We start from the raw sequence: 26,081 nt of genomic DNA, 5'->3' as shown, positions 1-26,081 counted from the left end.
CGTCGCCAAGGTGTTCGAGACCCTAGGCCGCGAAGAGGCTCGCCCGGTTCGGCGAGCCTAGAGCCGTGGAGGTGATCCACGCGGGCGGCTTGGCCGTACAAGAACGATAGGCCGCAACATAAGCTGCCGGACTGAACGGAGCTGGGGGCGATCCCAAGGAGATCACCATGCGCCACGTCGTGCTTACCCTGACGGCCCTCCTCATCTCCGCCGGCACGGCCTCCGCCCAGGACGCCGCCGCCGGGGAGAAGGTGTTCGCGCAGTGCCGCGCGTGCCACCAGATCGGCCCCAACGCCAAGAACGCGGTCGGCCCCATCCTCAACGGCGTGATCGGCCGGCACTCCGGAATCGTCGAGGGCTACAACTACTCGCCCGCGAACAAGAACTCAGGGCTGACCTGGGACGAGGCGACCTTCCGCGAGTACATCAAGGACCCGCGCGCCAAGGTGCCTGGCACCAAGATGGTCTACGCCGGCCTCAAGGACGAGCAGCGCATCAACGACCTCGTCGCCTATCTCAAGTCCTTCGACGCCTCGGGCAACAAGGTGCCCTAACCCCGCCGGAAGCCCTGGCCGCCCTCGGCGCCTGGGCTCTCCGAAGATCAGTGAAACCCTCTCCCGAGAGAAGCCAGCCGTTGATGCCCGGCATCGACGGTCGGCTCCTCCGTGGCGCTTGCGGCTTTACCTGCCGCAGGGTCGAGAACTCCAACCGTGCGCGCGATCATCAGGATGGAGCCTGCCCCGAGGAGCACGATGATCGCGAACATCAGCAGGAACGTCGCACGCCATCCATCGTCGTCCGGCGGCTTCGGGCGCTTGAAATTCGGGGAGTACATGCTCGAGTCGTTCCACCGGCTCACATCTGTCCTCCGTAAAAATACGGTTAAGTTGTCGTGTTGCGAAGTCGTCACGCGTAGATGTGGGGCGTATCATCGTCATTACTGACGCCGCCGACGCCTCGACTTCGAACTGGGAATTCAAATTGCCTTGCCATTGTTCCGTGCGGACCGCCTCGGCCCGTCGCGACATCTGGTCACCCGCCCCGTGGCCGCAGGCCCGCCGACCTGCACGGGGGTGGCTCAGGGGCCTTCGCCTCGGTGAGGGCACGATCGAACGAAGCGGCGCAAGAGCGGTCAAGATGCGATTCCGGTGAGCCGGCATCCTGCGGGAATGCGATGGACGAGGGTTCGTCGCCAGCAGGAGACCTGTCATGCGCACGATCGGATTGGTTGCCCTTGCCCTGATCGGCACGTGCGACATGGCCTTCGGCCAGCAGGGCGACGGAAACGCGATCGCCCGGAACGCCGCCTTCGTCGCGGACGACCCCCAGCGCCTCAAGGACGGCCGGGCCGAGGCCGCCATGCGGGCGGCACGCGAGAACGTGCTCGCGTTCGAGCGCCTGCGGGCTGCAGACGCGATCCCGCCGCTTGCGGTCGCGAGAACCGATCAGCTCCGGCTCCTGCCGCCCGGCACCCCGAGCCAGCCTCGCCGTGCCGTGATGCCCCGCATGTCCGACACGCCGATGCGCCCCAGGCGCGGTCGTCGCGGCTGAGCCTCGATTGGGAAACACGCCATGTCGAGCACACGCGCCCTGATGGCGCTCTGCCTTCTTGCGACGCTCGCCGGCCGGACGCCGGCGGCGGCGCAGGCGGCCTCCTGTTCGCCGCCCCTGAAATGGGCCGCGGGAGCCTGCGTCGCGGTCTGCCCGGGCGGCTTCGAGGATCGCGGGCGCGAATGCGTCTATCGCTCGGGCCGCTGACGGGCGGCCTTCACGCCGGTCGTCCGGCGCGTGGCCCTGCGCGCCTTGCTGCCTGCAGCCCTCATGGGGCCGCCTCGTAGTGAACGAAGAGGGCGCAACGCGGCGAGAGCGCAAGGCTCCGCCTGTCCGTGCCGGGTTTCGATCTCAGGCTTCCTGGTCTCTTCGAGGAGCCGGGTATCTCTGCACGCCTGTGGCTGACCCCGCCGAGCAGGTGTTGCTGCGCAACGTTTCGTCGGGCCGGCCTTGACGCTCGCCTTCGTGGCGGGCGCGTGCGCTCCGTTTCGAGCGGAGGACCTCGCCGATACGCGCCGCCCTCCTCGAGCTGCCCCGGGTAGGGCTCACCGATGCGGCAGCCGCCACGGGGCGCAAGGGCACCCGTGGCGGCTGCCAGCGGACTTAGCGGCCGGTGGGGCTAATCAGGCTGTTCGCCGGGCCCCCGGCGCGCTGGTTGCTGCCGCGCTGGTAGGCGAGCACGCCCTGCTGGTCCGCGACGCTGCGGTCGCGGATCGGAACACCGCCCGTGGGGCTGTTGAGCTCGTTCGCCGGGCCGCCGGCCCGCTGGTTGCTGCCCTGCTGAAAGTTGGGGACGCCGTTGCGGTCGGTGGTGCCCTGGGCAAGAGCCGGCGTGCCGACGATCGTCGCCGCCGCAAGGATGAGGATGAGGGTTCGCATGGGATGTCTCCGGTTCTGACGCGCTCACCAGAGGGATGGACGGGGGCCGCCCTAACCGTCTTCGCGAGGTCTTCGTCGTAGCACCCGCCCCAAAGGCGATATTTGCGGATCTTGCCACCTCTGGAACGATCCTGCCGCAGGCCGACGGGAGGCGCCCGCGGACGCATTGGGGCGTTCGGGCCGCAAGATCGTGCGCAGCCGAGCAAGAACGCGAGCGCGGCCGACGGGTGCGGATGGCACGGTGGGGATGGTGGCCCGGGCGATGCCCGGGCTCGTCGCGTCGCCTCTTCCAGCCATGGCCACGCCCGGAGCCCCACATGCGTCAGCCGCCCGCCTTCGTCCTCGCCCTGGCCCTTGCCGCCGTCGCGAGCGGCGCCGTCCACGCCCAGGCTCCGGCCGGCCCGCCTCCGGTGAGCGTCGCCAAGCCCGTGGTGAAGGAGATCAAGGAGTGGGACGACTTCATCGGCCGGTTCGAGGCGGTGAACGAGGTCGAGGTCCGCGCCCGGGTGTCCGGCTATCTCGACAAGATCCACTTCATGGACGGCACGCCCGTGAAGGTGGGCGATCCTCTCTTCACCATCGACCAGCGGCCCTACAAGGCGGCCCTGGAGCAGGCGGAGGCGACCGTCGCGTCGGCCCAGACCCGGGTCGAGTTCGCCGAGAACGATCTCGAGCGGGCCGAGACGCTGCGCAAGACGGGCAATATTCCCGAGCAGGTGCTCGACCAGCGCCGGACGAACTATCTCACGGCCCGCGCCGAGCTCGATCGCGCCGAGGCCGCGCGGCGGCAGGCCAGGCTCGACATGGAGTTCACCGAGATCAAGGCCCCCGTCGCGGGCCGCATCTCGCGGCGCCTCGTCTCTCTCGGCAACCTCGTCAACGCCAACCAGACGGTTCTCACGAACGTCGTCTCGACCAACCCGATCTATTTCTACTTCGACGTCGACGAGCGCTCCTACCTGGCCTACGCCCGCACCGCGTCCGGAGCGCGCTCGGGCGCGACGGCGGGGGCCGGCGCGATCCCGGTCACCGTGGCGCTCACGGGCGAGAACGATCCCACGCGCAAGGGCCGGCTCGACTTCATCGACAACCGCATCGACCAGGCCTCGGGCACGATCCGGGCCCGCGCCCTCATCGAGAACGACGACAGCCTCCTCGCGCCGGGCCTGTTCGGGCGCATCCGCATCCCGGGCTCGCAGCCCTACAAGGGCGTGCTGCTGCCCGACGAGGCGATCGGCAACGACCAGGACCGGCGCGTCGTCTTTCTCGTGGCCGAGGACGGCACGGTCCAGGCGCGGCCCGTGCGGCCCGGCCCTCGCATCGACGGCTACCGCGTGATCCGGGAGGGGCTCAAGGGCGACGAGACCGTCGTCGTGAACGGCCTCATGCGGGTGCGGGCCGGCCAGAAGGTCCAGCCGCACGAGACGACCCTGCCGCCCACGCGCGAACGCGCCGGCAGCTGAGGGGGGCATCATGCGATTCGCTCATTTCTTCATCGACCGGCCGATCTTCGCCACCGTCATCTCGGTGCTCATCGTCCTCGTCGGCGGCATCGCCTATCTCGGCCTGCCGATCGCGCAATATCCCGAGATCGCCCCGCCCACGATCCAGGTGCGGGCTGCCTATCCGGGCGCCAACGCGCAGACCATCGCGGCCACGGTCGCGACGCCCCTCGAGCAGGAGATCAACGGCGTCGAGAACATGCTCTACATGTCCTCCTACGCCACCAGCGACGGCCAGATGACGCTCACCGTCACCTTCCGGCTCGGGACGGATCTCGATACCGCGCAGGTTCTCGTGCAGAACCGGGTCGCCATCGCGACGCCCCGCCTGCCCGAGGAGGTGAGGCGGCTCGGCGTCACCACGCGCAAGAGCTCGCCCGACCTGATGATGGTCGTCCACATGCTCTCGCCCGACGACACCTACGACCAGCTCTACGTCTCGAACTACGCCCGCAACAACGTGCGCGACCAGCTCCTGCGCCTCGACGGCGTGGGCGACCTGATCCTCTTCGGCGAGCGGCAATACAGCCTTCGCGTCTGGCTGGATCCCGACAAGCTCGCCGTCTTCGGCCTGACCTCCGGCGACGTCGTGAAGGCGATCCAGGAGCAGAACGTCCAGGTCTCGGGCGGCGCGCTGGGGGCCCCGCCGACGGCGGCCGACAACGCCTTCCAGCTCATCGTGACGACCCAAGGGCGCTTCGACGATCCGCGCCAGTTCCGCCAGGTGATCGTCCGCTCCACGCCCGACGGGCGGCTGGTGCGCGTGCAGGACGTGGCGCGCGTCGAGCTCGGCGCGCAGGACTACGTGACGAACTCCTATCTCAACGGCAAGCCCGCCGTGGCGCTCGCGATCTTCCAGCGCCCGGGCACCAACGCGCTCGCCGCCGCGGCCGAGATCCAAACCACGATGGAGCGGCTCAAGGCCGACTTCCCGCCCGGCGTCACCTACCAGATCGTCTACAATCCGACCGAGTTCATCGCCGAGAGCGTGAACGCGGTCTACCACACGCTTTTCGAAGCCGTGGCCCTCGTGGTCCTGGTGGTGCTCGTCTTCCTCCAGTCCTGGCGGACCGCGCTCATCCCCGTGATCGCGATTCCCGTGTCGCTGGTCGGCACCTGCGCCGTCATGTCGTTGATGGGCTTCTCGCTCAACACGCTCACCCTCTTCGGCATGGTGCTCGCCATCGGCATCGTGGTCGACGACGCCATCGTCGTCGTGGAGAACGTGGAGCGGAACATCGGGCTCGGCCTGTCCCCAAAGGAGGCCGCGCACCGGACGATGGACGAGGTGGGCGGGCCGGTGATCGCCATCGCCCTCGTGCTCTCGGCCGTGTTCATCCCCACCGCCTTCATCCCCGGCATCACGGGACAGTTCTACCGGCAATTCGCGCTGACCATCGCGGTTTCCACCGTCATCTCGGCCTTCAACTCGCTCACCCTGTCGCCGGCTCTCGCGGCCATCCTGCTCAAGCCCCACACGCACGAGACGCCGCGAAACCCGCTCGCCCGGTTCGGCGGGCGCCTCGCCAACGGCTTCAACCGCGGGTTCGACGCCACGGCGAACGGCTATGCGCGCTCGGTGGGCGTCGTGGCACGGCGCAAGCTGATCGTCCTGCCGATCTATGCGGGCCTGCTCGCGGCCACCGTCTGGATCGCGGGCGCGGTTCCGCGCGGCTTCATCCCGACCCTCGACCAGGGCTATGCCATCGTCGTCTTGCAGCTGCCCGACGGCGCCTCGCTCCAGCGCACGGACGACGTGGTCCAGCGCGCGACGAAGATCATCCAGGGGACCCCCGGGGTGAAGAACGCCGTGGCGTTCGCGGGCTTCTCGGGCGCGACCTTCACGAATGCCTCCAACGCCGCCGCGATCTTCGCCGCCTTCGATCCCTTCGAGGATCGCCTGCCGAAGGGGGAGGGCGCGCAGGCCGTGATCGGTCAGCTCTTCGGGCGGCTTCAATCGATCGAGGAGGCCTTCATCATCGCCATCCCGCCGCCGCCGGTCCGGGGGCTGGGCAACGCGGGCGGCTTCCGCCTCCAGCTGCAGGAGCGGCAGGGCGCCGACGTCGGGCGCGTGCTGGCCGCCGCCAACGCGGTGATCGCCAAGGCGCGCCAGAACCCGAACCTGGCGGGGGTGTTCACCACGTTCTCGGCGAACTCGCCGCAGATCTACCTGGAGATCGACCGGCAGAAGGCGCGCATGCTCAACGTGCCGATCCCCGCGATCTTCGAGACGCTGCAGGTGAATCTCGGCACGGCCTACGTCAACGATTTCAACGTGTTCGGCCGCGTCTACCAGGTGCGCGCCCAGGCCGACCAGCGCTTCCGCGTGGAGCAGGAGGATATCAACCGGCTGCGCGTGCGGTCGGCGACCGGCGCCCTCGTCCCGCTGGGCACGCTGGTGGAGATCCGGGAGGTGACGGGCCCCGACCTCGTCCAGCGCTACAACATGTACACCTCGGTGCCGATCCAGGGGAACGCGGCGCCGGGCGTCTCGTCGGGCCAGGCGCTCGACGCCCTGGAAGCCATCACGCGCGAGGTGTCGCCGCAGGGCGTCAGCTTCGAATGGACGGAGCTCGCCTTCCAGGAGCGCCAGACGGGGAACACGGCGACGCTCATCTTCGCGCTCTCCGTCCTCCTCGTCTTCCTGGTGCTCGCGGCCCAGTACGAGAGCTGGTCGCTTCCCCTCGCCATCCTGCTCATCGTGCCGATGGCGGTGCTCTCGGCGCTGGCGGGGGTCATGCTGCGCGGCCAGGACAACAACATCCTGACGCAGATCGGCCTCGTGGTGCTGGTGGGGCTCGCGGCGAAGAACGCCATCCTCATCGTCGAGTTCGCACGCGAAGGCGAGGAGCGCGACGGCCTGAGCCCGCTTGCGGCGGTGGTCGAGGCCTGCCGGCTGCGGCTGCGCCCGATCCTCATGACGGCCTTCGCCTTCATCCTCGGCGTGGTGCCGCTCGTCATCGCGACGGGACCGGGCGCCGAGATGCGCCAGGCGCTCGGCACCGCCGTGTTCTTCGGCATGCTCGGCGTGACCCTGTTCGGCCTCTTCCTGACGCCCGTCTTCTACGTGACGATCCGCGCCGTGGTTCTTCGCTTCGAGCGTCCGCGCAAGCCGCCGGAGGAGGTTCGTCCCCCGCTTCCGGCCGCCGCCGAATAGGCGATGGCCTCCCGTCAGCCTTCGGCGAGCACCTGATGGACGGCGGAGACCACCGCCGATCCCTCGCCGACGGAGGCCGCGACGCGCTTGACGGAGCCGGCCCGCACGTCGCCCACGGCGAAGATGCCGGGACGGCTCGTCTCGAACAGGGTCGGCTCGCGGCCCCGCCAGAGCGGGTCGGCGGCGCTGCCGCCCGCCTGGGCGCCGACCTGCACGAAGCCGCCCTCGTCGACGCGCACGCCGCAGCCCGCGAGCCACTCGGTGTTCGGCACGGCGCCGAGCATCAGGAACAGGTTGGTGACCGGACGGGTCAGCTCCTTGCCGGTGACCCGATTGCGCCAGGTCACCTGATCCATGTGGCGTTCGCCCCCGAGCCGCACGACCTCGCTTTGCGTATGGAGCGTGATCCGGTCGGACGCGGAGATCCGTCCGACGAGGTAGTCCGACATGGAGGCTGCGAGGTTGGGGCCGCGCACGAGGATGTGGACGTGCGAGGCGTGCCGGGACAGGAACACGGCCGCCTGGCCGGCGGAGTTGCCCCCGCCCACCACCACCGCCTCCTCGCCCGCGCACAGGCCGGCCTCGATCGCGGTCGCGGCGTAGTGGACGCCGTTGCCGCCGTCGAAGCGCTCGAAGTTTTCGACGCCGTCGAGGCGCCTGTAATGCGCGCCGGTGGCGACGACGACCGCCCGCGCGTCGACGTGCGTCCCGTCGTCGAGATGGAGCCGGTAGGGCCGGCTGTCGCATTCCAGGCGAACGACCGTGCGCGGGACGCCGATGCGGGCGCCGAACTTCTGCGCCTGGACCTGGGCGCGGCCGGCGAGGGCCTGCCCCGAGATGCCCGTCGGAAAGCCGAGATAGTTCTCGATCTTCGAGCTGGTGCCCGCCTGCCCGCCGGGCGCCTCGGCTCCCAGGACCACGGTCTCGAGCCCCTCCGAGGCGGCGTAGACGGCCGCCGCGAGGCCCGCCGGGCCGGCGCCGACCACGGCGACATCGAAGACCTTGTCCTGCGGCAGCATCTCAAGGATGCCGAGCGCCTGCGCCATCTCCATGTTCGAGGGACGCCGCAGGACCGAGCCGCGCCCGCAGAACGCCACCGGCACGTCCTCGCGCGAGAGCCCCTCGCCGGCGAGCAGAGCGCGTGCCTCCTCCTCGGCATCGACGTCCATGACGCGCACGGGATAGCCGTTGCGCTTGAGGAAGCGTTGGAGGCGAAGCGAATCCGCGACCCCGATCTCCCGGGAGCCCACGAGGATCGCGGCGCCCTGGGTGTGCTCGATGAGGCCGACCCGGCGCAGGATGAACGCCCGCATGATGATCTCGGCAATGTCGGGCTCGGCGGCGAGCAGGCGCCGGAACTGGGCCCGATTCAACCGCGCGACCCGGCCGTCGATCCCCATGCGTCCGCCGACGAGGATCTCGCGCTCGTTGAACAGGTCGAGCTCGCCCGTGAACTGGAACTCGGCATGGACCGTGAAGACCTCGACGCCGCCGTCGGCGCGCGCCTCGAAGATCTCGATGTGCCCCTCCTGCACCAGGAAGAAATCCACGGTACGGTCGCCGCGCTCGAACAGGATCGTGCCCTGGGGCAGGCTCTCGACGCTCCCGAACGCGCTTGCGCGCGCGACCTGGTCGGCGTTGAGGCGCGGGAAGGTCTGCTCGGCCCGGCGATAGGGATCCGACGGGCTCATGGCCTCGGCGGGACGCAGAGCGTCGGCGAGGATGGCTTGCTGCGTGCTCATGGTTCGTCCGCTCCGCTCGGGGCGACCTTACCCCGAATCGGGGGAGGTGCGATCATGCCGTTCCTGCGGTCGCCCCGCCGTCCTTGCGCTCGCGTCGGGCGAAAGACGACACCCGTGGTCGATTCGCGGCGCAAGGCTCGGCGGGCGCGCGATTCCCAGCTGATCCCCGAACGAGAGAGGCTCCCATGAACGCACGCTCGCTCGCCTTCGGGCTCGCCACGGTTCTCGGCGTGGCGCGGCGGGGCTTCTTCATCCCCTATCGCCACGCCGCGGGGGTCGACCCGATCGCCTATCCGGCCCTGGCGCCCCTCTTCGAGCGGGCGCAAGCCCGCTTCACCGGTCTCCTCGGCGAGATCGACGCGCTCGCGCCCGACCTGCTTGCGATTCTCGGGGGCGGCGGCCCGGCGCGGTTCGACCAGACGTGGTTTCCCCGCCTCGATGCGGCGGCGGCCTATGCGATGGTCCGCCGCGAGCGCCCGGCCCGCATCGTCGAGGTCGGCTCCGGCCACTCCACGCGCTTTCTCGCCCGCGCCGTCGCGGATGGTGGGCTTGCCACCGCGATCACCTGCATCGACCCGCAGCCCCGCCGCTCGATCAGCGGGTTGCCCGTGACCCACGACGCCCGCCTCCTCGGGGACGACCACCGGCCCCTCCTGGCCGGCCTCGATCCGGGAGACATCCTGTTCATCGACTCGAGCCACCTCGCCGTGCCGGGGAGCGATGTCGACCGCCTCTTTCTCGATATTCTGCCTCGCCTGGCGCCCGGCGTCCTCGTGCACGTGCACGACGTCACCCTGCCCGACGCCTACCCGGCGGAATGGGCCTGGCGGGGCTACAACGAGCAGCTTCTCGTGGGCGCGCTCCTGCAGGGCGGCGCCTACGAGATCCTCTTTGCTGGTCACTGGGCCGCGACCCGGATGGGGGACCGCGTCGCGGCGGGGGTGCTCGCCTCGCTCCCGCTCGTGCCGGGCGCGCGGGAGACGAGCCTCTGGCTCCGCAAGCGTGCCTGACCGGCCGCCGCAAGAACGCGTGCGCGGGCGCAAGCCGCCGGAGGTACATGTCTTCTCCGGAAGGAGCGCGGCAATGCAGGAATGCGAAGCTCTGGCAGACCACGTGCCCACGGCGCCCGCGCGCGACGTGCGGCTCGACGGCCTCGGGCTGCGGGTCCTGGGCGGTCAGGAGGCGTTCTGGGCTCGCGCCGAGCGCGGCGACTGGGAGCCGCACACCCTGGCGGCGATCCGCGCCGGCGCCGGCCCCGGCACGATCATGCTCGACATCGGCGCCTGGATCGGCGCGACGGCGCTCGTCGCGGCATCCTGCGGGGCGCGGGTGATCGCGCTCGAGCCCGATCCCACGGCCAGGGCGCAGCTCCTCACGAACCTTGCCCTCAATCCCGCGCTCTGCGGCCGCATCCGCGTCCTCGACCGCGCCCTCGCGCCAACCCTCGCCCCTGTGCCGATGGGCCCTGGCCGCAAGGCGGGAGACTCCATGTCGAGCGCTCTCTATGGCGAGGGGCCCGGCGCCTGGACGGCGGCCGCAGCCACGATCGCCGAGATCGAAGCGCTGCTTCCCGCAGGTGCGCCGGTTCTCGTCAAGGTGGACATCGAGGGCGGCGAGTATGCCGTAGCGCGGGACCTCGCGGCCTTCGCACGGGCTCGTCGCGCCACCGTGCTGCTCTCCCTTCACCCGGCGCTCCTGGCGCAGGCGCAGGGAGAGGCCGCGTGCCGGGCTGCGACTGGGGCCATGGCGGAGGCCTTCGCAGGCTTCCGGGCCGAGCGGGCGGAGGTGGGCGGCTGGCGTCCGGTCGAGCGCTTCGACCCGGCCGGGGAGGGCGCCGCCCTCTCGGAATGGCGCCTTGCGACATGAAAGGCTGGCCTAGAAGTAGAGTCCACCCTCCATCCTCGTCCTGAGGTGCCGACCGCAGGTGGGCCTCGAAGGGCGCTCCAGGGACCTCTGGTGGGCTGCGACGGCCGTCGTGCGTGCTTCGAGACGCCTGCTAGCGCAGGCTCCTCAGCATGAGGGGACAAGAGCAAGTCCTTCCGGACCAAACCCTGAGACGCCGGCCTAGACCCGCCGGACGGCGCCGCGTGCTGCGCTCGTGGTCAGGGCCGCGTAGGCGCGAAGGGCCGTGCTCACGGCGCGCTTGCGGGGCGCGGCCGGCGCCCAGCCGGCCCGGTTCTGCGCCTCGCGCCGCCGGCCCAGCTCGGCCTCGTCGACCGCGAGGTGGATGCGGCGGTTCGGGATGTCGATCTCGATCCGGTCGCCGTCCCACACAAGGCCGATGAGCCCGCCCTCCGCCGCCTCGGGCGAGACGTGCCCGATGGACAGGCCCGAGGAGCCGCCCGAGAAGCGGCCGTCGGTGACGAGCGCGCAGGCCTTCCCCAGACCCTTCGCCTTCAGGTAACTTGTCGGATAAAGCATCTCCTGCATCCCTGGGCCCCCGCGCGGCCCCTCGTAGCGGACGATGACCACCTCGCCCGGCGCCACCCGCCCGCCGAGGATGCCCTCGACGGCCGCGTCCTGGCTCTCGAACACCCGCGCTTGGCCGGCGAAGACGAGGATGCCCTCGTCCACCCCCGCCGTCTTCACGATGCAGCCCTCCTCGGCGAGGTTGCCGTAGAGGACCGCGAGGCCGCCGTCCTGCGAGAAGGCGTGCGCCGCATCCCGGATCACGCCGCCCGCCCGGTCGAGGTCGAGGGCCTCCCAGCGCCGCTCCTGGCTGAAGGCGGTCTGGGTCGGCACGCCCCCGGGCGCGGCGCGGTAGAAGGTGCGGACCGACTCGCTCTCGGAGCGGGTCACGTCCCAGCGGTCGAGCGCCTCGCCTAGCGAGGCGGCGTGGACGCTGCCGGCGGTGCGGTGGATGAGGCCGGCGTGGTCGAGCTCGCCGAGGATCGCCATGATGCCGCCCGCCCGGTGAACGTCCTCGATGTGGACGTCGGCCACGGCGGGCGCGACCTTGCACAGGACGGGCACGCGGCGCGAGAGCCGATCGATGTCGGCCATCGTGAAGTCGACCCCGCCCTCGTGCGCCGCCGCCAGGAGATGCAGCACCGTGTTCGTGGAGCCGCCCATGGCGATGTCGAGGGTCATGGCGTTCTCGAACGCGGCGCGGTTCGCGATGGCGCGCGGCAGCACGGAGGCGTCGTCGCCCTCGTAATGGCGACGCGCCAGGTCGACGATGAGGTGGCCCGCCTCGACGAAGAGGCGGCGCCGGTCGGCGTGGGTGGCAAGCACCGTGCCGTTGCCCGGCAGTGCCAGGCCCAGGGCCTCGGTGAGGCAGTTCATGGAATTTGCCGTGAACATGCCTGAGCAGGAGCCGCAGGTCGGGCAGGCGGAGCGCTCGATCGCCTGCACCTCCTCGTCGGTCACCGTGTCGTCAGCCGCCGCCACCATCGCGTCCACGAGGTCGAGGGCCTTCGTCTTGCCGCGGATGGTGACCTTGCCGGCCTCCATGGGGCCGCCCGAGACGAAGACCACGGGCACGTTGAGGCGCAGCGCCGCCATCAGCATGCCGGGGGTGATCTTGTCGCAATTGGAGATGCACACCAGCGCGTCGGCGCAGTGCGCGTTGACCATGTACTCGACGGCGTCGGCGATGAGCTCGCGGGAGGGCAGGGAGTACAGCATCCCGTCGTGGCCCATCGCGATGCCGTCGTCCACCGCGATGGTGTTGAACTCCTTGGCGACACCGCCCGCCGCCTCGATCTCGCGCGCCACGAGCTGGCCGAGATCCTTCAGGTGGACGTGGCCGGGGACGAACTGCGTGAAGGAGTTCGCGATGGCGATGATCGGCTTGCCGAAATCGCCGTCCTTCATGCCGGTGGCGCGCCACAGGCCGCGGGCGCCGGCCATGTTGCGGCCGTGGGTGGTGGTCCTGGAACGGTATGCCGGCATGGGTCGATCCTCTCGCGCGCATTCCGTAGCCCAGCTCGACGAGCCTGTGAAATCTCTTATTCTGCGCCCAGTGAGTGGTTGGGCATATCAGCGATGGACGTCAGGCAGCTCCGGCATTTCCTTGCGGTGGCGGAAACGCTCCATTTCGGCCGGGCGGCCGAGCGGCTTGGCATGACACAGCCGCCGCTCAGCCAGTCGATCATCGCCCTGGAGCGGTCGCTTGGCGCGCCCCTGTTCGCCCGCACCCGGCGCAGCGTCGCGCTGACCGCGCTCGGCGAGCAGTGGCTGCCGCATGTGAAAGGCGCGCTCGCCGGGATCGACGGGCTCGACGCCGTCGCCCGGCGCCTGCGCGACGGCACGGCGGGGCACCTCGACCTATCCTTCGTCACCACAGCCGATTATGGCCTCCTGCCGACCCTCGTGCGCCGGTATGCGGCTCTCCACCCGGATGTCGAGATCCGGCTCAAGGAGGCGACGAGCGACGTACAGATCGCCGATCTCCTGGCGGGGAGGGGCCATGTCGGCATCGTCATCCCGCCTGGCGAGGGCCTGCCCGAGCCGCTGGGCTACCGCCGGCTCGGATCGGAGCGCCTCGTCGCGGCAATCCCCGAGACCTGGCTCGCCGAGGGGCGCCTTGCGCTCGATGATGAACGCCTCGCGTCCGCCGCTTTGATCGGGGCGCCGCTGATCATCTTTCCCCGCCGCATCGCCCCCGCGTTCCACGATCTCGTGACGGGCTTCTACGCGGCCCATGGCGGGCATGCGCGGGTCGTCCAGGAGGCGATCCAGATGCAGACGATCATCAGCCTCGTCTCGGCAGGCATCGGGATCGCGCTCGTGCCCGAGTCCCTGCGCAACCTCGCCCGCACGGGCGTGCGCTACGTCGATCTCGTCGATGCCGCGCCGCGGCTCGAGACGGGGCTCGTCTGGCGGAAACAGGACGACACGCCGACGCTCCGGCGCTTCCTCGCCATCGCGGCGGACCCCGAGGTGGAGGGTCCCGCGGTTTGAGCCGGCGATCAGGCGCGGCGGAAACCCGTCGAGGCTTCCATGAGGGTGCGGGTATAGGGGCTCTCGACGCGCCGCGCCGCGAGGTCCTCGGACGAGAGGGTCTCGACGGTGCGCCCGCCCGCCATGACGAGCAGGCGCTCGCACAGGTGGGTCACCACCGCGAGGTCGTGGCTCACCATCAGGAACGTGAGCCCGCGGCGGCGGCGCAGCTCGTCGAGGAGGTTGAGCACCTCGGCCTGGACCGACGCGTCAAGCGCCGAGGTCGGCTCGTCGAGGAGGAGCACCTGCGGCTCGAGGATGAGGGCGCGGGCAATGGCGATGCGCTGGCGCTGGCCGCCCGAGAGCTGGTGCGGGTAGCGGAAGCGGAAGCCGGTGCCGAGGCCCACCTCGTCGAGCGCCTGCTCGATGCGCCGCTCGGCATCGTCCATGCGGTGGATGGCGAGCGGCTCGGCGAGGATCCGGTCCACGGTCTGGCGCGGATGGAGCGAGCCGTACGGGTCCTGGAACACCATCTGGACGAGGCGCCGGAAGCCACGGCTGCCGGGCTTCGGCCGGTCGCCGCGGCCGACCAGCGCGATCTCGCCCGCCGTCACGGGGGCAAGCCCGCAGATCGCCCGCAGGATCGTCGACTTGCCCGATCCCGACTCGCCCACGAGGCCGAAGCTCTCGCCGGGCGCCACATGGAAGCTCGTATCGTCCACGGCGACGAAGCCGTCATAGACGACGCGCAGGTTCCTGACCTCGATGCCGACGCTCATAAGGCCCACGCCGGATCGCGCTGGAGGACGGGGAGGGGGTGGCGGCTCTCGCCGAGCCGCGGCAGGCAGGAGAGGAGACCCTGCGTGTAGGGATGCTGCGCCCGCGACAGCTCGCCAGCGGCGATCTCCTCGACCACGCGGCCGGCATACATCACGAGGACCCGGTCGCAGAAGGACGAGACCAGGCGAAGATCGTGCGAGATGAAGATGAGGCCCATGCCGCGGTCGGCGACGAGCCGGTCGAGGATCCTCAGGACCTCCAGCTGCACCGTGACGTCGAGGGCCGAGGTCGGCTCGTCGGCAATGAGGAGATCGGGGTCGGCGACCAGCATCATGGCGATCATGGCGCGCTGGCCCATGCCGCCGGAAACCTCGTGGGGATAGAGTCCGTAGACGCGCTCGGGCCGGTCGATCTGCACGGCGGCGAGCATCGCGAGCGCCCGCTCCCGCGCCTCCCGCCGCGAGACCCGCTCGTGGGCGTGCAGGGTCTCGACGATCTGGGCGCCGATCGTCATCACGGGGTTGAGGGAGTACTTCGGGTCTTGGAGCACCATGCCGATGCGGCCGCCGCGCAGGTCGCGGCGCACGCGCGGGGGGCAGGTGAGGAGGTCGATGCCGTCGAAGGCGAGGCGCTTGGCCGTCACGCGCCCCTGGGGCGGGGTGAGGCCGAGGATGGCGCGCCCGGTCTGGGACTTGCCCGAGCCCGACTCGCCCACGACGCCCAGGCGCTCGCGCCCGAGCTCGAAGGACACCCCCCGTACGGCCTCGACGAGAGCGCCCTCGCGGTTGGGGAACGCGACCCTGAGGTCGTCGACGACGAGAAGCGGGCTCATCGTTCGGCCTTCGGGTCGAGGGCGTCGCGCAGGCCGTCGCCGAGCAGGTTGAAGGCGAGGCTCACCACGAAGATGGCGGCGCCGGGCGCGGCCGCGACCCACCATTGGTCGAGCACGTAGTTGCGCCCGTTGGCGATGAGCGCGCCCCATTCGGGCATGGGCGGCTGGGCGCCGAGCCCGAGGAACCCGAGCCCTGCGGCGGTGAGGATGATGCCCGCCATGTCGAGGGTGACGCGCACGATCACTGAAGGCACGCAGAGCGGCATCACGTGTCGCAGCACGATGCGCAGGGGCGAGGCGCCGACAAGCCGCACGGCCGCGATATAGTCCGTCTGCCGGATCGTGAGCGTCTCGGCGCGCGCGATGCGGGCATAGGGCGGCCAGGAGGTGATGGCGATGGCGATCACGGCGTTCTGGATCCCGGGCCCCAGGGCCGCCACGAAAGCGAGCGCGAGAATGAGGCGCGGGAAGGCGAGGAAGATGTCGGTGACCCGCATGAGGGCGGCGTCGACATAGCCGCCCGCATAGCCCGCGGCCGTGCCGACGAGAAGCCCGATGGGGGCCGCCAGCACGGCGACGAGGATCACGATGAAGAGCGTGATGCGCGAGCCGTAGATGATCCGCGAGAGGATGTCCCGCCCCTGGTCGTCCGTGCCGAAGGGATGGGCCCAGGAGGGCGGCAACAGCCGGGAGGTGGTGAGGTTGCCTTCATAGGGCGAGTAGGGGGCCAGCACGCCGGCGAGGACCGCGACGAGGATCAGGGCCAGGATGATGGCGAGGCCCGCCATGGCGAGGCGGTTACGCGTGAAGGTGCGCCAGCCCGAATAGGCGCGTCCCAGCGCCGCCTGCCGGCGCGAGGCCGGGCGGTCGGACATCAGCCAGTCGTGCCAGGAGGGTGCGGCGTCGCTCATCGGGCACGGGTCCGGGGATCGAGGAGGCGGTAGAGGAGGTCGGACAGGAGGTTGAGGCCGATGAAGACCGAGCCCACCACGATCGTGCCGCCGAGCACGCCGTTCATGTCGGCGTTCTGCAGCGAGTTGGTGATGTAGAGCCCGATCCCGGGCCAGGTGAACACCGTCTCGGTGAGCACCGAGCCTTCGAGGAGGCCGGCATAGGAGAGCGCCACCACGGTGACGAGCGGCACGGCGGCGTTGCGCAGCGCATGGCGCCAGACGATACGCGCCTCCGAGAGCCCCTTCGCCCGCGCCGCCACCACGTATTCCTGGGCGAGCTCGTTCAGCATGAAGGAGCGCGTCATGCGGCTGATATAGGCGAGCGAGAAATAGCCCAGCAGCGAGGCGGGCAGGATGAGGTGGGAGAACACGTTGGCGAAGGCCTCCCACTCGCCCGCCATGGCGGCATCGAAGAGCAGGATGCCGGTCACGGGGGTGAGCGTGTACTCGTAGGCGATGTCGATGCGCCCGGGACCCGCCACCCAGCCGAGCCGCGCGTAGAAGACGAGGAGCGCCATCAGCCCGAGCCAGAAGATCGGCACCGAATAGCCGACGAGGCCCATGACACGCACGAGCTGGTCGGCCAGCCCGCCCCGGCGCACGGCGGCGATGACGCCGAGCGGGATGCCGATGCCTGCGCCGATGATCGTGCCCAGCGTCGCAAGCTCCAGGGTCGCCGGGAAGGCACGTCGGATGTCGGTCATGACGGGGTTCGACGAGAGCGTCGAGATGCCGAAGTCACCCCGTGCGATGTTGCCGAGATAGATCAGGAACTGGCGCCAGATCGGCAGGTTGAGGCCCAGTTCCTCCCGCACGCGCCGCACCACGTGCTCGGGCGCCCGGTCGCCCACGATGGCGAGCGCCGGATCGACCGGGATGAGCCGCCCGATGCAGAACGTGATGGCGAGCAGCCCGAGATAGGTCAGCGCGAGCGTGACGAGGAAACGCCCGACGGCGCCCGCCACGGGTCCCAGGCGGGCGCGTGAGCGTCCGCCTGGAAGGGTCGATGCCCCGTCGGCCAAGGTCTCTTACTTCTTCGAGACGTTGAACATGTAGGTCGTGTCGGAGGTCACCCCGACGCGCAGGCCCTCCACGTTCGTGCGGTACGCCGCGACCTCGTTCATCTGGTAGATGATGGCGATGGGGCTCGTGTCGCGGAACTCGGCCTGGATCTTCTTGTACATCTCGGCCCGCTTCTCGGCGTCGCGCTCCAGCACGGCGGCGTCGGTCTGCTTCGTCAGCTCGGGGATGTCCCAGGCGTTGCGCCAGGCGACGGGCTTGGTGGCGGCGTCGTCGGCATTGTTGGGGTTGCGCGCGAACGTGTCGGCGTTGGTATGGGGGTCCCAGTAATCGGCGCCCCACTGGCCGATATAGATGTCATGGTTGCGGGCGCGGTACTTGGTCAGCGTCTGGCGCCCGTCGCCGGGGATGATCTCGATGTCGATGCCGGCGCGCTTGGCGGTCTGCTGGATGTTCTCGGCGATGCCCTGGACCGGCTGCACCGTGCGCACGTCCATGGTCACCTTGAAGCCGTTCGACAGCCCCGCCTTCGCGAGGAGCTCCTTGGCCTTGTCGACGTCGAGCTTGAACGGCGCGTCGGTCGAGGCGCCGAGCAGGCCCACCGGCAGGAAGTTCTGGTGGACGATGCCGATGTCCTTCAGGAGGGTCTTGCCGAGACCGTCATAGTCGATGAGGTACTTGAACGCCTGCCTCACCTCGGGCTTGGCGAGGGTGCCGTTCTTCTGGTTGAGGCTGATGTAGTAGACCGTGCCCTTCGGCCGGTCCGTGGTCTTGATGTCCTTGCTCGCCGCCAGCGCCTGGAGGTCCTGGGGCGTGAGGTTGCGGGCGATGTCGGCGTCGCCCTTCTCGAGCAGCAGGCGCTGCGTCGCGGCCTCCTTCACGTGGCGATAGATCACGCGGGGCAGCTTCGGCTTCTCGCCGTGATAGTTGTCGTTGCGCTCAAGCGCCAGGATCTCGTTGGCGCGCCACTCGCGGATCTTGTAGGGGCCCGAGCCGGCGTAGTTCGTCTTGAGCCAGCCATAGCCCATGTCGCCGTTCTGGGCCTTCGACTCGACGAGCTTCTTGTCGACGATCGCGGCGATGTTGGCCGAGAGGCAGTTGAGCACCAAGGTCGGCGCGTAAGGCTTGTCGACCTCGAGCGTCACGGTCGTGGGATCGACCGCCTTGACCTTCTGCTCGACGTTGTCCTTCGTCAGGCCGAACTGGGTGAGGATGAAGGCCGGCGACTTGTCGAGCTTCACGGCGCGCTGGAACGAGTAGGCCACGTCCTCGGCGGTGATCGGGTTGCCGGAGGCGAACTTCAGGTTCGGCTTGAGCTTGAACGTGTAGAGCTTGGCGTCCTCCGAGACCGTCCAGGACTGGGCGATGTCGCCGTAGAGCTTGGACGGGTCCTCGATGTTGAGGCGCACCAGGCGATCGTAGGTGTTGCCCATGATCTCGCCGGCCGAGATCTCGAAGGACTCGGCGGGGTCCATGGTGATGATGTCGTCGATCGCCCAGGCGACCACGAGGGTGTCCTTCGGGGTGGCCGCGAGCACCGCCGCCGCGCCGGTGCCGGCGAGCAGCGTCGCGAGGGTCGCGGCGCGAAGGAGCCGGCCCACCGGCCGGGCGAGGGTGACATGGCTCATGCTGGGTTCCCCTTGAGAACGCGTTTTCGGGCGCCCGATGGGGCGCCGGTCGCGAAACCTAGTCGCAGGCCGGGGCGGCTGCCAAGCAAATTGACGCTACGCCACCCGAATCCACGGGGATGAGCCGCGGATCCGGCGGCGCACGGGACGATCAGCCCACCGGGGCCGGCTCGGTCCCGGGCAGCGCCATCGCGGCATGCGGCTCCGGCGGGAGATAGACGAAGCGCCCGCCGTCCGCGGGGGCATGGTCGAGCCGGGACAGGCCGGCCGCCATGTCCCGCAGGCCCGCGTCCCAGCGGTCACGGATGGAGGACGGCGAGAAGTCGAAGCTCTTGGCCGCGAGCTCGTCGGGGCCAGCCTGGTAGGCGATGTGGAGCAGGGTCACTGCCGGTCCGTCGGGGCGGAGCTCCTGGCGCAGGCCGTATTCCCGCCGCAGGGCCGAGATCGCGCGCCGGGAGGCGCTGGCGAAGATGAGGTCGTTGGCGCGCTCCAGCACCGCGTCGAGGGAGGCGGGCCTCGGCGCGGGCAGGGCGAAGAGATCGACCGCGATGCAGGTGAGATCCCCCTCCGGCTCGGCCGCGAAGATCGGGTCGAGGGGCAGGTTGATCGTGTAGCCCGCGTCGCACAGAAGCCGGCCGTCGATCTCCACGGGCGGGAAGGCGGGCATGATCGCGGTGCTGGCGAGCAGATGGTCGGCGGTGATCGTGTCGCGGCGATTGTCGAAATAGACCTCCTCGCCGCTCTCCACGTCGATGCAGCCGACGACGATCCGCGTCTCGCCCTCGTTCAGCCTCCGGAAGTCGACGAGCCGCTCCAGGGTGGCCCGCAGCGGCGCGTGGTCGAACAGGGAGAGGTCGTTCGGCACCCAGGGCAGCGCGGACCACAGGCCCGGGATGCGGTGGCGGTAGATGGTCGGGCGGCCCCACAGCAGGGCCAGCACCGCGTGGAGGCCGTTATAAACCTGCCGGGGCTTGAGCATCTGGGTCGGGCTCGTCGCCGTGTGCTGCGTCGCCTCGGCCCAGAACTGGCGCAGGCGCGGCAGGCGGTCCTCGGGCGCGTTCCCGGCGATCAGCGCCGCCGTCAGGGCGCCTGCCGAGGCACCGACGATCCGGGACGGGCGGATGCCGCGGTCGTGCAGCACCTCGTAGGCGCCGGCGAGATACGCGCCGAGCGCGTTGCCGCCGCTCAGCACGAGGGCGACGTCGGGCTCCGCCCCGCGGCTGCGGCGAGGACGGGGAAGGTCGTGTGCGATCATCGGAGGCCGGCTCGTGTCGGTCTGGGTGGGAACGGGTCGGGGCGGGACGGGCGCGTCTGGAGCGGCGCCACGGGGCGGCGCTGAAACACGTCACCGGCCCGGGTGGTTCCGACCGGGCCGGCCGGGGGTGGCGCCGTGCGGCAGAGCCCACTATGAACCACCGCGGGCCCGTCCCGGCCGCCCCGTCCGTGCCGGTGGAACCGGCTTGGCCGCTCGGCGTTATAGCGCCTGGCCCTCAAGGGGAGACCTGCCGCCGTGCATGCCAGTCGCGTCCTCGTCGTGGAGGACGAGTTCTTCGTCGCCCTCGAGCTCGAGCTCCTCATCCACAAGCAGGCGCCCTCGGTCCAGGTCGTGATCTGCTCCTCCGTGTCCGACGCGCGCGCCGCGATGGCCGAGCCCGTGGGCCTCGCCCTGCTCGACATCGACGTCCTCGACGGCAAGACCTACGAGGTCGCCGCGAGGCTCGCCGAGCAGGGGACGCCGATCGTGTTCATCTCGGGATCGCGGCCTGAGGAGATTCCGCCGACGCTGCGGGATGTACACTTCATCCCCAAGCCCTATCATGGACCTCAGATCATCGAGGCGATCGCGCCTTTGCTTGCGTCCGGAGCCCACTCGTGACCTCCTCCGCGAAGACGCTCCTCCCGTTCGACAGCCGCACGGAAGCGGCCCACGACGTGCGCGCGCGCCTGGAGGCGCTCAGCCGCTACGCGATCCTCGACACCCCGCCCGAGCAGGCCTTCGACGACCTGTGCGCGATCGCGGCGCGGGTGTGCCGCGCGCCCATCGCGGTCGTGAACCTCGTCGAGGAGACGCGGCAGTTCTTCAAGGCGGAGATCGGCCTCGGCGTGCGCGAGACGCCGGTCGACGTCTCGATCTGCGCCCATGCCATCCTGCAGCGCGATCTCTTCGTGGTGCCCGACACCACCCGCGACCCGCGCTTTGCCTGCAATCCCCTCGTCCAGGGCGCCCCGCACCTGCGCTTCTATGCCGGTGCCCTCATCGAGACCCCCGAGGGTGTGCCCATCGGCACCGTCTGCGTCCTCGACCACCAGCCCCGGCCGGACGGCCTCACAGACGAGCAGGCCGACACCCTGCGGGCGCTCGCCCGGCAGGCCATGACGCAGCTGGAGCATCGCCGCCTGATGCTGAGGCTCGCCGAGCGCGAGGCCGAGCTGGAGCGGGTCCAGGACATCGCGGGCGTAGGCGGCCTGGAGGTCGACCTGCGCAGCGGGTTCAAGAACCGGCGCTCGCCCCAATATCTGCGCATCCATGGCCTGCCCGTGGATGCCGCCGACGAGACCCATGAGGAATGGGTGCGACGCATCCATCCCGATGACCGCGCGCGCACCGAGGGCGGCTTCATCGCCGCCGTCCGCAAGGGCGAGACCTCCTACCGCGCCGAGTACCGCATCATCCGCCCAAGCGACGGCGAGGTGCGCTGGATCGCGGCCGTGGCGGAGATCGAGCGGGACGAGGCGGGGCGGCCGATCCGGCTGGTCGGGGCCCATCGCGACATCACCGAGCGCAAGCGCGACGAGGAGGCGTTGCGCACGAGCGAGCAGCGCCTGCGCGCGATCCTCGACACCATGCCCCAGATGGTCTGGTCGACGCGCCCGAACGGGGATCACGACTACTTCAACAAGCGCTGGTACGAGTTCACGGGCGTTCCGGAGGGCACCACGGACGGCGAGGGCTGGAATGGCATGTTCCATCCCGACGACCAGGAGCGCGCCTGGACCGCGTGGCGCCACTCGCTCGCCACCGGCGAACCCTACGAGATCGAGTATCGCCTGCGCCATCGGTCCGGCGATTACCGCTGGGTTCTGGGCCGCGCCCTCCCGGTCCGGGACGAAGCCGGCGCGATCGAGCGCTGGTACGGCACCTGCACCGACATCAACGAGCAGAAGACGACGGCCGGCGTCCTCGCGGCGCAGACCGGGCAGCTCCAGGCGCTCCTCGCGACGGCCCCCGTGGCGGTCTGGTTCACCGACGACCTCCAGGTCCGCCGCGTGATGCGCAACGGCTACGCGGGGGGCCTGATGGGCGTGGCCGAGACCTCGACGGCGTCCCTGACGACGACGGGCGCTGGATCCATCACCGGCATCCGCATGCGTTATCGCGGAGCGCCTGCGGACCCGAGCGAGCTGCCGCTCCAGCGCGCCGTCCGGGGCGAGGACGTGCGGGACGAGGAATACGAGCTCGTCTTCGAGGACGGCCGGCCGTCGCTGACGCTCCTATCCTCGGCGAGCCCCCTTCGGGACGCCTCCGGCGCCGTCACGGGCGCGGTCGCGGTGAGCCTCGACATCACGGCGCGCAAGCGCACCGAGGAGGCCCGCGAGCTCCTCGCGCGGGAGCTGTCGCACCGGATCAAGAATATCTTCGCCGTGGTCGGGGGCCTCGTCGCCCTCTCGGCGCGCGGCCAGCCGGAGGCGGCGACCTTCGCCGACAACCTGCGCCACCGTCTGCATGCGCTGGCCCAGGCGCATGAATATGTCCGGCCCCACAGTCCGGAGAGCGCGCCCGACGTGGAGGGGCAGAGCGTGCGGGGGCTGATCGAGCTGCTTCTTTCGCCTTACGCGCAGGGCCGCGCGGACCGGATCGTAGTGCGGGGATCCGACGCCCTGCTCGGATCGAAGAGCGCGACGGCCCTCGCCCTGTGCCTGCACGAGCAGGCGACGAACGCCATGAAGTACGGGGCGCTCTCGGCTCCCGCGGGCCGCGTCGAGATCGTCACGCAGGTGACGGACGGCGTCCTGCACCTGCGCTGGCAGGAGATCGGCGGCCCGGAGGTCAAGGGCGCCCCGGAGCGGCAGGGCTTCGGCACCGTGCTCGCCGCCCGCTCCATCGCCGGCCAGCTCGGCGGCGAGCTACGCCACAACTGGCGCCCGAGCGGGCTCGAGATGGACCTCAGCGTGCCCCTGGAGAACCTCGCCCGCTAGCGGCGGGCGGGAGCGCTCTCCACGGCAGGACGATTCGGCACCCCGCGCCATCGCCCGCTCTCGGCGCGGCGTGCCGCGCGAGCCTGCCACGCGTCGCGCCGTCCGCGGTGAGTCGGCCGACGCCCGTTTTCTTTCCTTAATGCCCGGTTCCCGCAGCGTAAGCGCCCAAGCTGCGGACGAAAAATGCGTTTTTGCGCGCGAGCCGCCCCCGATGGCTCGCGAAAGGTGGGCCGTGCCGCGGGGCATTAACCCGCAATTAACCACGTGCACGGCAAATTTTACCCATCACAGGACCAGGCGCTTCCATGAAACGAATCCAGTCGTCGCCGCCCCGGCGGTCACCCGTGAACCGTCGCCTCGCTCCCACCCGCCGTCCCCTCGCGGACGTCCGCAAGGCCGAGGTGGCGGCCCTCTTCGCGGAGCTCTGGGAGCAGAGCCTCAAGTCCGACGGCCTGCGCCGCGTCGAGAGCCTGCGGCGGGCCGAGGCCCTGGCGTCCAAGGCCGGCGCGGAGGAAGCCACCGTCGCCGCCGGCGACGTCGCGCCCTGCCTGTTCATCGATCGTCCCGTGCGGTCGGGCCAGTCGATCCGTTTCCCCGAGGGCAGCGTCACGATCTTCGGGAGCGTCAGCTCCGGCGCCGAGATCGTGGCCGGCGGCTCGATCCACGTCTACGGGGCCCTGAGGGGCCGGGCCTTCGCGGGCTTCGGCGGCGACTCGGGCGCCCGCATCATCTGCAGCAGCCTCGATCCGGAGCTTCTCGTCATCAACGGTCTCTACACGACCGCCGACGAGATCGCCGCGAGCCTGCGGAACAAGCCGGCCCAGGTCCGTGTGGACGGGCAAGCCATGAGCGTCACGGCGCTCGACTGACACAGTCTGAAAGAAGGGGAGACATATGTCGAAAGTATTGGTCGTGACCTCCGGCAAGGGAGGCGTCGGCAAGACCACCTCCACCGCCGCGATCGGCGCGGCGCTGGCATCCTGCGGCGAGAAGGTGGTCGTGGTCGACTTCGACGTCGGCCTGCGCAACCTCGATCTCGTCATGGGCGCCGAGCGCCGGGTCGTGTTCGATCTCATCAGCGTGGTCCAGGGCAACGCGAAGCTCGCCCAGGCGCTCATCCGCGACAAGCGGGTCGAGAACCTGTCGCTGCTCGCCGCCTCCCAGACCCGCGACAAGGACGCGCTGACGGAAGAGGGCGTCGCCCGCGTCATCGCGGAGCTGCGCGAGAAGTTCGACTGGGTGATCTGCGACAGCCCCGCCGGCATCGAGCGCGGCGCGACGCTGGCCATGCGCCACGCGGACCTCGCGGTGGTCGTGACGAACCCGGAGGTCTCCTCCGTGCGCGACTCCGACCGCATCATCGGCCTCCTCGACTCGAAGACCGAGAAGGCGGAGCGCGGCGAGCGCATGGAGAAGCACCTGCTCCTCACCCGCTTCGACCCGATCCGCGCGGCGCGCGGCGACATGCTCTCCAAGGAGGACGTGCTCGAGATCCTGTCGATCCCGCTGCTCGGCATCATCCCCGAGAGCCAGGAGGTGCTGCGGGCCTCGAACATGGGCGCGCCCGTCACGCTCAACAGCCCGATGAGCGCGCCCGCCCGCGCCTACATGGACGCCGCCCGCCGCCTCAAGGGCGAGTCGGTCGAGATCGCGGTCCCGACCGAGCGCAAGACCCTCCTCAACAAGCTCTTCGGCCGGAGGGCGGCGGCATGAACCTGCTGAGCTTCCTCTCGCGCCGCCAGACGGCGCCGGTCGCCAGGGAGCGGCTCCAGATCCTGCTCTCTCACGAGCGCACCATCGTGGGCGGCGGCTCGGATCTCGTAAATCTCCTGCGTGAGGAGATCCTTGAGGTCATCGCCAAGCACGTGAAGCTCGATCGCGACAAGGTCCAGGTGAAGATGGACCGCGGCAACGCCGTCTCGACCCTCGAGGTCGAGATCGAGATCCCCACGGGCGGAACCCTGAAGCTCGCCGGCTGATCGAGGTCCGGGCTTCCATCCTCGACGTCCGGTCTGCGCCGTTTTCGATGCGGCTCAGGCCGGACGCCGCGGCACGATCGAGACAACGCGCCCGTTTCGGGCGATCCGTTCATTTGCGTTGCATCCGCCCCGGGGCTTGCCATGCCCGTGCCGGCGTCGCAGAAGCGGCGCCCCGCGGCCTGCCGCCCCGGCGTGCGCCGCCTGTCGCTTTCATCCAGCCCACGATCGTTCCGGAAACCATCCCGCCGTGACCGAACCCGCCCTCCGCCACGCCCCCTTGCGCTTTCGCGGCCGCTCCTTCGTGGCGCTCGTTCTCGCCCCCGAGGCTCCGCTCGCCGAATGGCTCGTGGGTTTCGACCGCCTGCACCACGGGTCGCCCGGCTTCTTCGACGGGCGCGCCGTCATCCTCGACCTCACGCGCCTGCACGTGCCTCGCGCCGACGTCCTGGGGCTCCTGGCATCCCTCGGCCAGCGCGGCGTGCGGGTGGTCGGGCTGGAGGGCGTGAGCCCGGCTTTGGCCGGGCCCGACATGCCGCCCGTGTTCAAGGGCGGAAAGCTCGTGGAGGTCGACGCGACGCCGGCGGAACCGAGCGCCCATCCGGCGCCCGAGGCCTCCGGCGTCGCCGCCGAGCCCCCGTCCAAGGTGCGCTCGCTCGTGATCGACGGCCCCGTCCGCTCGGGCCAGTCCATCATGTTCCTGGAGGGCGACGTCACGGTCGTGGGCGCCATCGCCTCCGGCGCCGAGGTGATCGCCGGCGGGTCCGTGCACGTCTACGGCGCGATCCGCGGACGGGTGATCGCGGGGGCGGACGGCCACTCGGCCGCCCGGATCCATTGCAGCCGCCTGGAGGCGGAGCTTCTCGCCATCGACGGCTGCTTCAAGACCGCCGACGACATCGAGGCCGAGATGTTCGGCGGCGCCGCGATGGTGTCGCTGGCGGGCGACCGGCTGCGGATCTCGCGCCTGCCGGCTTAAG

The 26,081-nt window shown here is 70.4% G+C and carries 24 protein-coding genes; 14 read left to right on the top strand and 10 right to left on the bottom strand.

Translation table 11 applies throughout. The annotated features are described in order from the left end of the window. The first annotated feature begins 167 nt into the window (after positions 1-167). Complete coding sequence (locus F0L46_RS06630; protein ID WP_149816272.1) at positions 168-554, top strand: c-type cytochrome; 387 nt, start codon at positions 168-170, stop codon at positions 552-554. Positions 555-601: 47 nt separating this feature from the next. Here the strand turns inward: F0L46_RS06630 and F0L46_RS06625 are convergent, their stop codons facing one another. Next, positions 602-835, bottom strand: coding sequence for a hypothetical protein (locus tag F0L46_RS06625; protein ID WP_149816271.1), 234 nt, complete (start codon positions 833-835; stop codon positions 602-604). Between the two features lie 374 nt (positions 836-1,209). On the opposite strand from F0L46_RS06625, the gene F0L46_RS06620 reads away from it, so the two are divergent. Beyond that, complete coding sequence (locus F0L46_RS06620) at positions 1,210-1,551, top strand: hypothetical protein (protein ID WP_149816270.1); 342 nt, start codon at positions 1,210-1,212, stop codon at positions 1,549-1,551. Between the two features lie 21 nt (positions 1,552-1,572). After that, entirely contained in the window at positions 1,573-1,758 is a 186-nt protein-coding gene (locus F0L46_RS06615; RefSeq protein WP_149816269.1) for a hypothetical protein, read from the top strand. A 396-nt stretch (positions 1,759-2,154) separates the two neighbouring features. On the opposite strand, the gene F0L46_RS06610 is transcribed toward F0L46_RS06615, so the two are convergent. Beyond that, the gene (locus F0L46_RS06610; protein WP_149816268.1) at positions 2,155-2,430 is read right to left on the bottom strand and encodes a hypothetical protein; all 276 of its coding nucleotides are present in this window, start codon (positions 2,428-2,430) and stop codon (positions 2,155-2,157) included. 317 nt (positions 2,431-2,747) lie between these two features. Here F0L46_RS06610 and F0L46_RS06605 point away from each other — a divergent pair, with 317 nt between their 5' ends. Beyond that, positions 2,748-3,893: an efflux RND transporter periplasmic adaptor subunit gene (locus tag F0L46_RS06605; RefSeq protein ID WP_149816267.1), complete on the top strand. Its 1,146-nt coding sequence runs from the start codon at positions 2,748-2,750 to the stop codon at positions 3,891-3,893. 10 nt (positions 3,894-3,903) lie between these two features. Beyond that, a complete protein-coding gene (locus F0L46_RS06600) occupies positions 3,904-7,089 on the top strand; it encodes an efflux RND transporter permease subunit (RefSeq protein ID WP_149816266.1) in 3,186 nt (1,061 codons plus the stop codon). A gap of 14 nt (positions 7,090-7,103) precedes the next feature. Here F0L46_RS06600 and F0L46_RS06595 read toward each other — a convergent pair whose 3' ends face one another. Continuing rightward, positions 7,104-8,831, bottom strand: coding sequence for an FAD-dependent oxidoreductase (locus F0L46_RS06595; RefSeq protein WP_149816265.1), 1,728 nt, complete (start codon positions 8,829-8,831; stop codon positions 7,104-7,106). 185 nt (positions 8,832-9,016) lie between these two features. On the opposite strand from F0L46_RS06595, the gene F0L46_RS06590 reads away from it, so the two are divergent. Together F0L46_RS06590 and F0L46_RS06585 are read left to right on the top strand one after the other, a co-directional pair. Continuing rightward, positions 9,017-9,841, top strand: coding sequence for a class I SAM-dependent methyltransferase (locus F0L46_RS06590; protein ID WP_149816264.1), 825 nt, complete (start codon positions 9,017-9,019; stop codon positions 9,839-9,841). A gap of 73 nt (positions 9,842-9,914) precedes the next feature. Then, on the top strand, positions 9,915-10,697 hold the full coding sequence (locus F0L46_RS06585) for an FkbM family methyltransferase (RefSeq protein ID WP_149816263.1): 783 nt from the start codon (positions 9,915-9,917) through the stop codon (positions 10,695-10,697). A gap of 198 nt (positions 10,698-10,895) precedes the next feature. Here F0L46_RS06585 and ilvD read toward each other — a convergent pair whose 3' ends face one another. After that, positions 10,896-12,725: a dihydroxy-acid dehydratase gene (gene ilvD, locus F0L46_RS06580; RefSeq protein ID WP_149816262.1), complete on the bottom strand. Its 1,830-nt coding sequence runs from the start codon at positions 12,723-12,725 to the stop codon at positions 10,896-10,898. A gap of 93 nt (positions 12,726-12,818) precedes the next feature. On the opposite strand from ilvD, the gene F0L46_RS06575 reads away from it, so the two are divergent. Further along, positions 12,819-13,736: a LysR family transcriptional regulator gene (locus F0L46_RS06575; protein ID WP_149816261.1), complete on the top strand. Its 918-nt coding sequence runs from the start codon at positions 12,819-12,821 to the stop codon at positions 13,734-13,736. An 8-nt stretch (positions 13,737-13,744) separates the two neighbouring features. Here F0L46_RS06575 and F0L46_RS06570 read toward each other — a convergent pair whose 3' ends face one another. The 6 genes from F0L46_RS06570 to F0L46_RS06545 form a co-directional block, all read right to left on the bottom strand. After that, positions 13,745-14,494, bottom strand: a complete 750-nt coding sequence (locus tag F0L46_RS06570; protein WP_149816260.1) for an ABC transporter ATP-binding protein — start codon at positions 14,492-14,494, stop codon at positions 13,745-13,747. Continuing rightward, positions 14,491-15,327 carry an ABC transporter ATP-binding protein gene (locus F0L46_RS06565; RefSeq protein ID WP_149816259.1) on the bottom strand — a complete coding sequence of 279 codons (837 nt, stop codon included), beginning with the start codon at positions 15,325-15,327 and terminating at the stop codon, positions 14,491-14,493. The genes F0L46_RS06570 and F0L46_RS06565 overlap by 4 nt, the downstream gene beginning before the upstream one ends. Further along, positions 15,324-16,238, bottom strand: a complete 915-nt coding sequence (nikC, locus tag F0L46_RS06560) for a nickel transporter permease (protein WP_149816258.1) — start codon at positions 16,236-16,238, stop codon at positions 15,324-15,326. Before nikC ends, F0L46_RS06565 begins: the two co-directional genes overlap by 4 nt. Beyond that, positions 16,235-17,254, bottom strand: a complete 1,020-nt coding sequence (locus tag F0L46_RS06555) for an ABC transporter permease (RefSeq protein ID WP_149816275.1) — start codon at positions 17,252-17,254, stop codon at positions 16,235-16,237. The genes nikC and F0L46_RS06555 overlap by 4 nt, the downstream gene beginning before the upstream one ends. A gap of 54 nt (positions 17,255-17,308) precedes the next feature. After that, the gene (locus tag F0L46_RS06550) at positions 17,309-18,928 is read right to left on the bottom strand and encodes an ABC transporter substrate-binding protein (protein WP_149816257.1); all 1,620 of its coding nucleotides are present in this window, start codon (positions 18,926-18,928) and stop codon (positions 17,309-17,311) included. 151 nt (positions 18,929-19,079) lie between these two features. Then, on the bottom strand, positions 19,080-20,183 hold the full coding sequence (locus F0L46_RS06545; RefSeq protein ID WP_149816256.1) for a patatin-like phospholipase family protein: 1,104 nt from the start codon (positions 20,181-20,183) through the stop codon (positions 19,080-19,082). 255 nt (positions 20,184-20,438) lie between these two features. Here F0L46_RS06545 and F0L46_RS06540 point away from each other — a divergent pair, with 255 nt between their 5' ends. The 6 genes from F0L46_RS06540 (at position 20,439) to minC (F0L46_RS06515) (ending at position 26,080) form a co-directional block, all read left to right on the top strand. Further along, positions 20,439-20,804: a response regulator gene (locus F0L46_RS06540; protein WP_188311878.1), complete on the top strand. Its 366-nt coding sequence runs from the start codon at positions 20,439-20,441 to the stop codon at positions 20,802-20,804. Positions 20,805-20,860: 56 nt separating this feature from the next. Next, entirely contained in the window at positions 20,861-23,125 is a 2,265-nt protein-coding gene (locus F0L46_RS06535) for a PAS domain-containing protein (protein ID WP_438646663.1), read from the top strand. Positions 23,126-23,430: 305 nt separating this feature from the next. Further along, the gene (gene minC / locus F0L46_RS06530; protein WP_149816253.1) at positions 23,431-23,994 is read left to right on the top strand and encodes a septum site-determining protein MinC; all 564 of its coding nucleotides are present in this window, start codon (positions 23,431-23,433) and stop codon (positions 23,992-23,994) included. Positions 23,995-24,019: 25 nt separating this feature from the next. Continuing rightward, the gene (gene minD, locus F0L46_RS06525) at positions 24,020-24,838 is read left to right on the top strand and encodes a septum site-determining protein MinD (RefSeq protein WP_149816252.1); all 819 of its coding nucleotides are present in this window, start codon (positions 24,020-24,022) and stop codon (positions 24,836-24,838) included. Next, positions 24,835-25,104 (top strand): cell division topological specificity factor MinE, encoded by a 270-nt coding sequence (gene minE, locus F0L46_RS06520; RefSeq protein ID WP_149816251.1) that lies wholly within the window; start codon positions 24,835-24,837, stop codon positions 25,102-25,104. The genes minD and minE overlap by 4 nt, the downstream gene beginning before the upstream one ends. A 247-nt stretch (positions 25,105-25,351) precedes the next feature. Next, positions 25,352-26,080, top strand: coding sequence for a septum site-determining protein MinC (minC, locus tag F0L46_RS06515; RefSeq protein WP_149816250.1), 729 nt, complete (start codon positions 25,352-25,354; stop codon positions 26,078-26,080). Position 26,081 lies beyond the last annotated feature (1 nt).

The sequence above is a fragment of the Salinarimonas soli genome (genome assembly GCF_008386575.1).
GTDB classification, from domain to species: domain Bacteria; phylum Pseudomonadota; class Alphaproteobacteria; order Rhizobiales; family Beijerinckiaceae; genus Salinarimonas_A; species Salinarimonas_A soli.
Note: the sequence above shows the minus strand (reverse complement) of the source record. Positions and strands in the feature narration are given on the sequence as shown.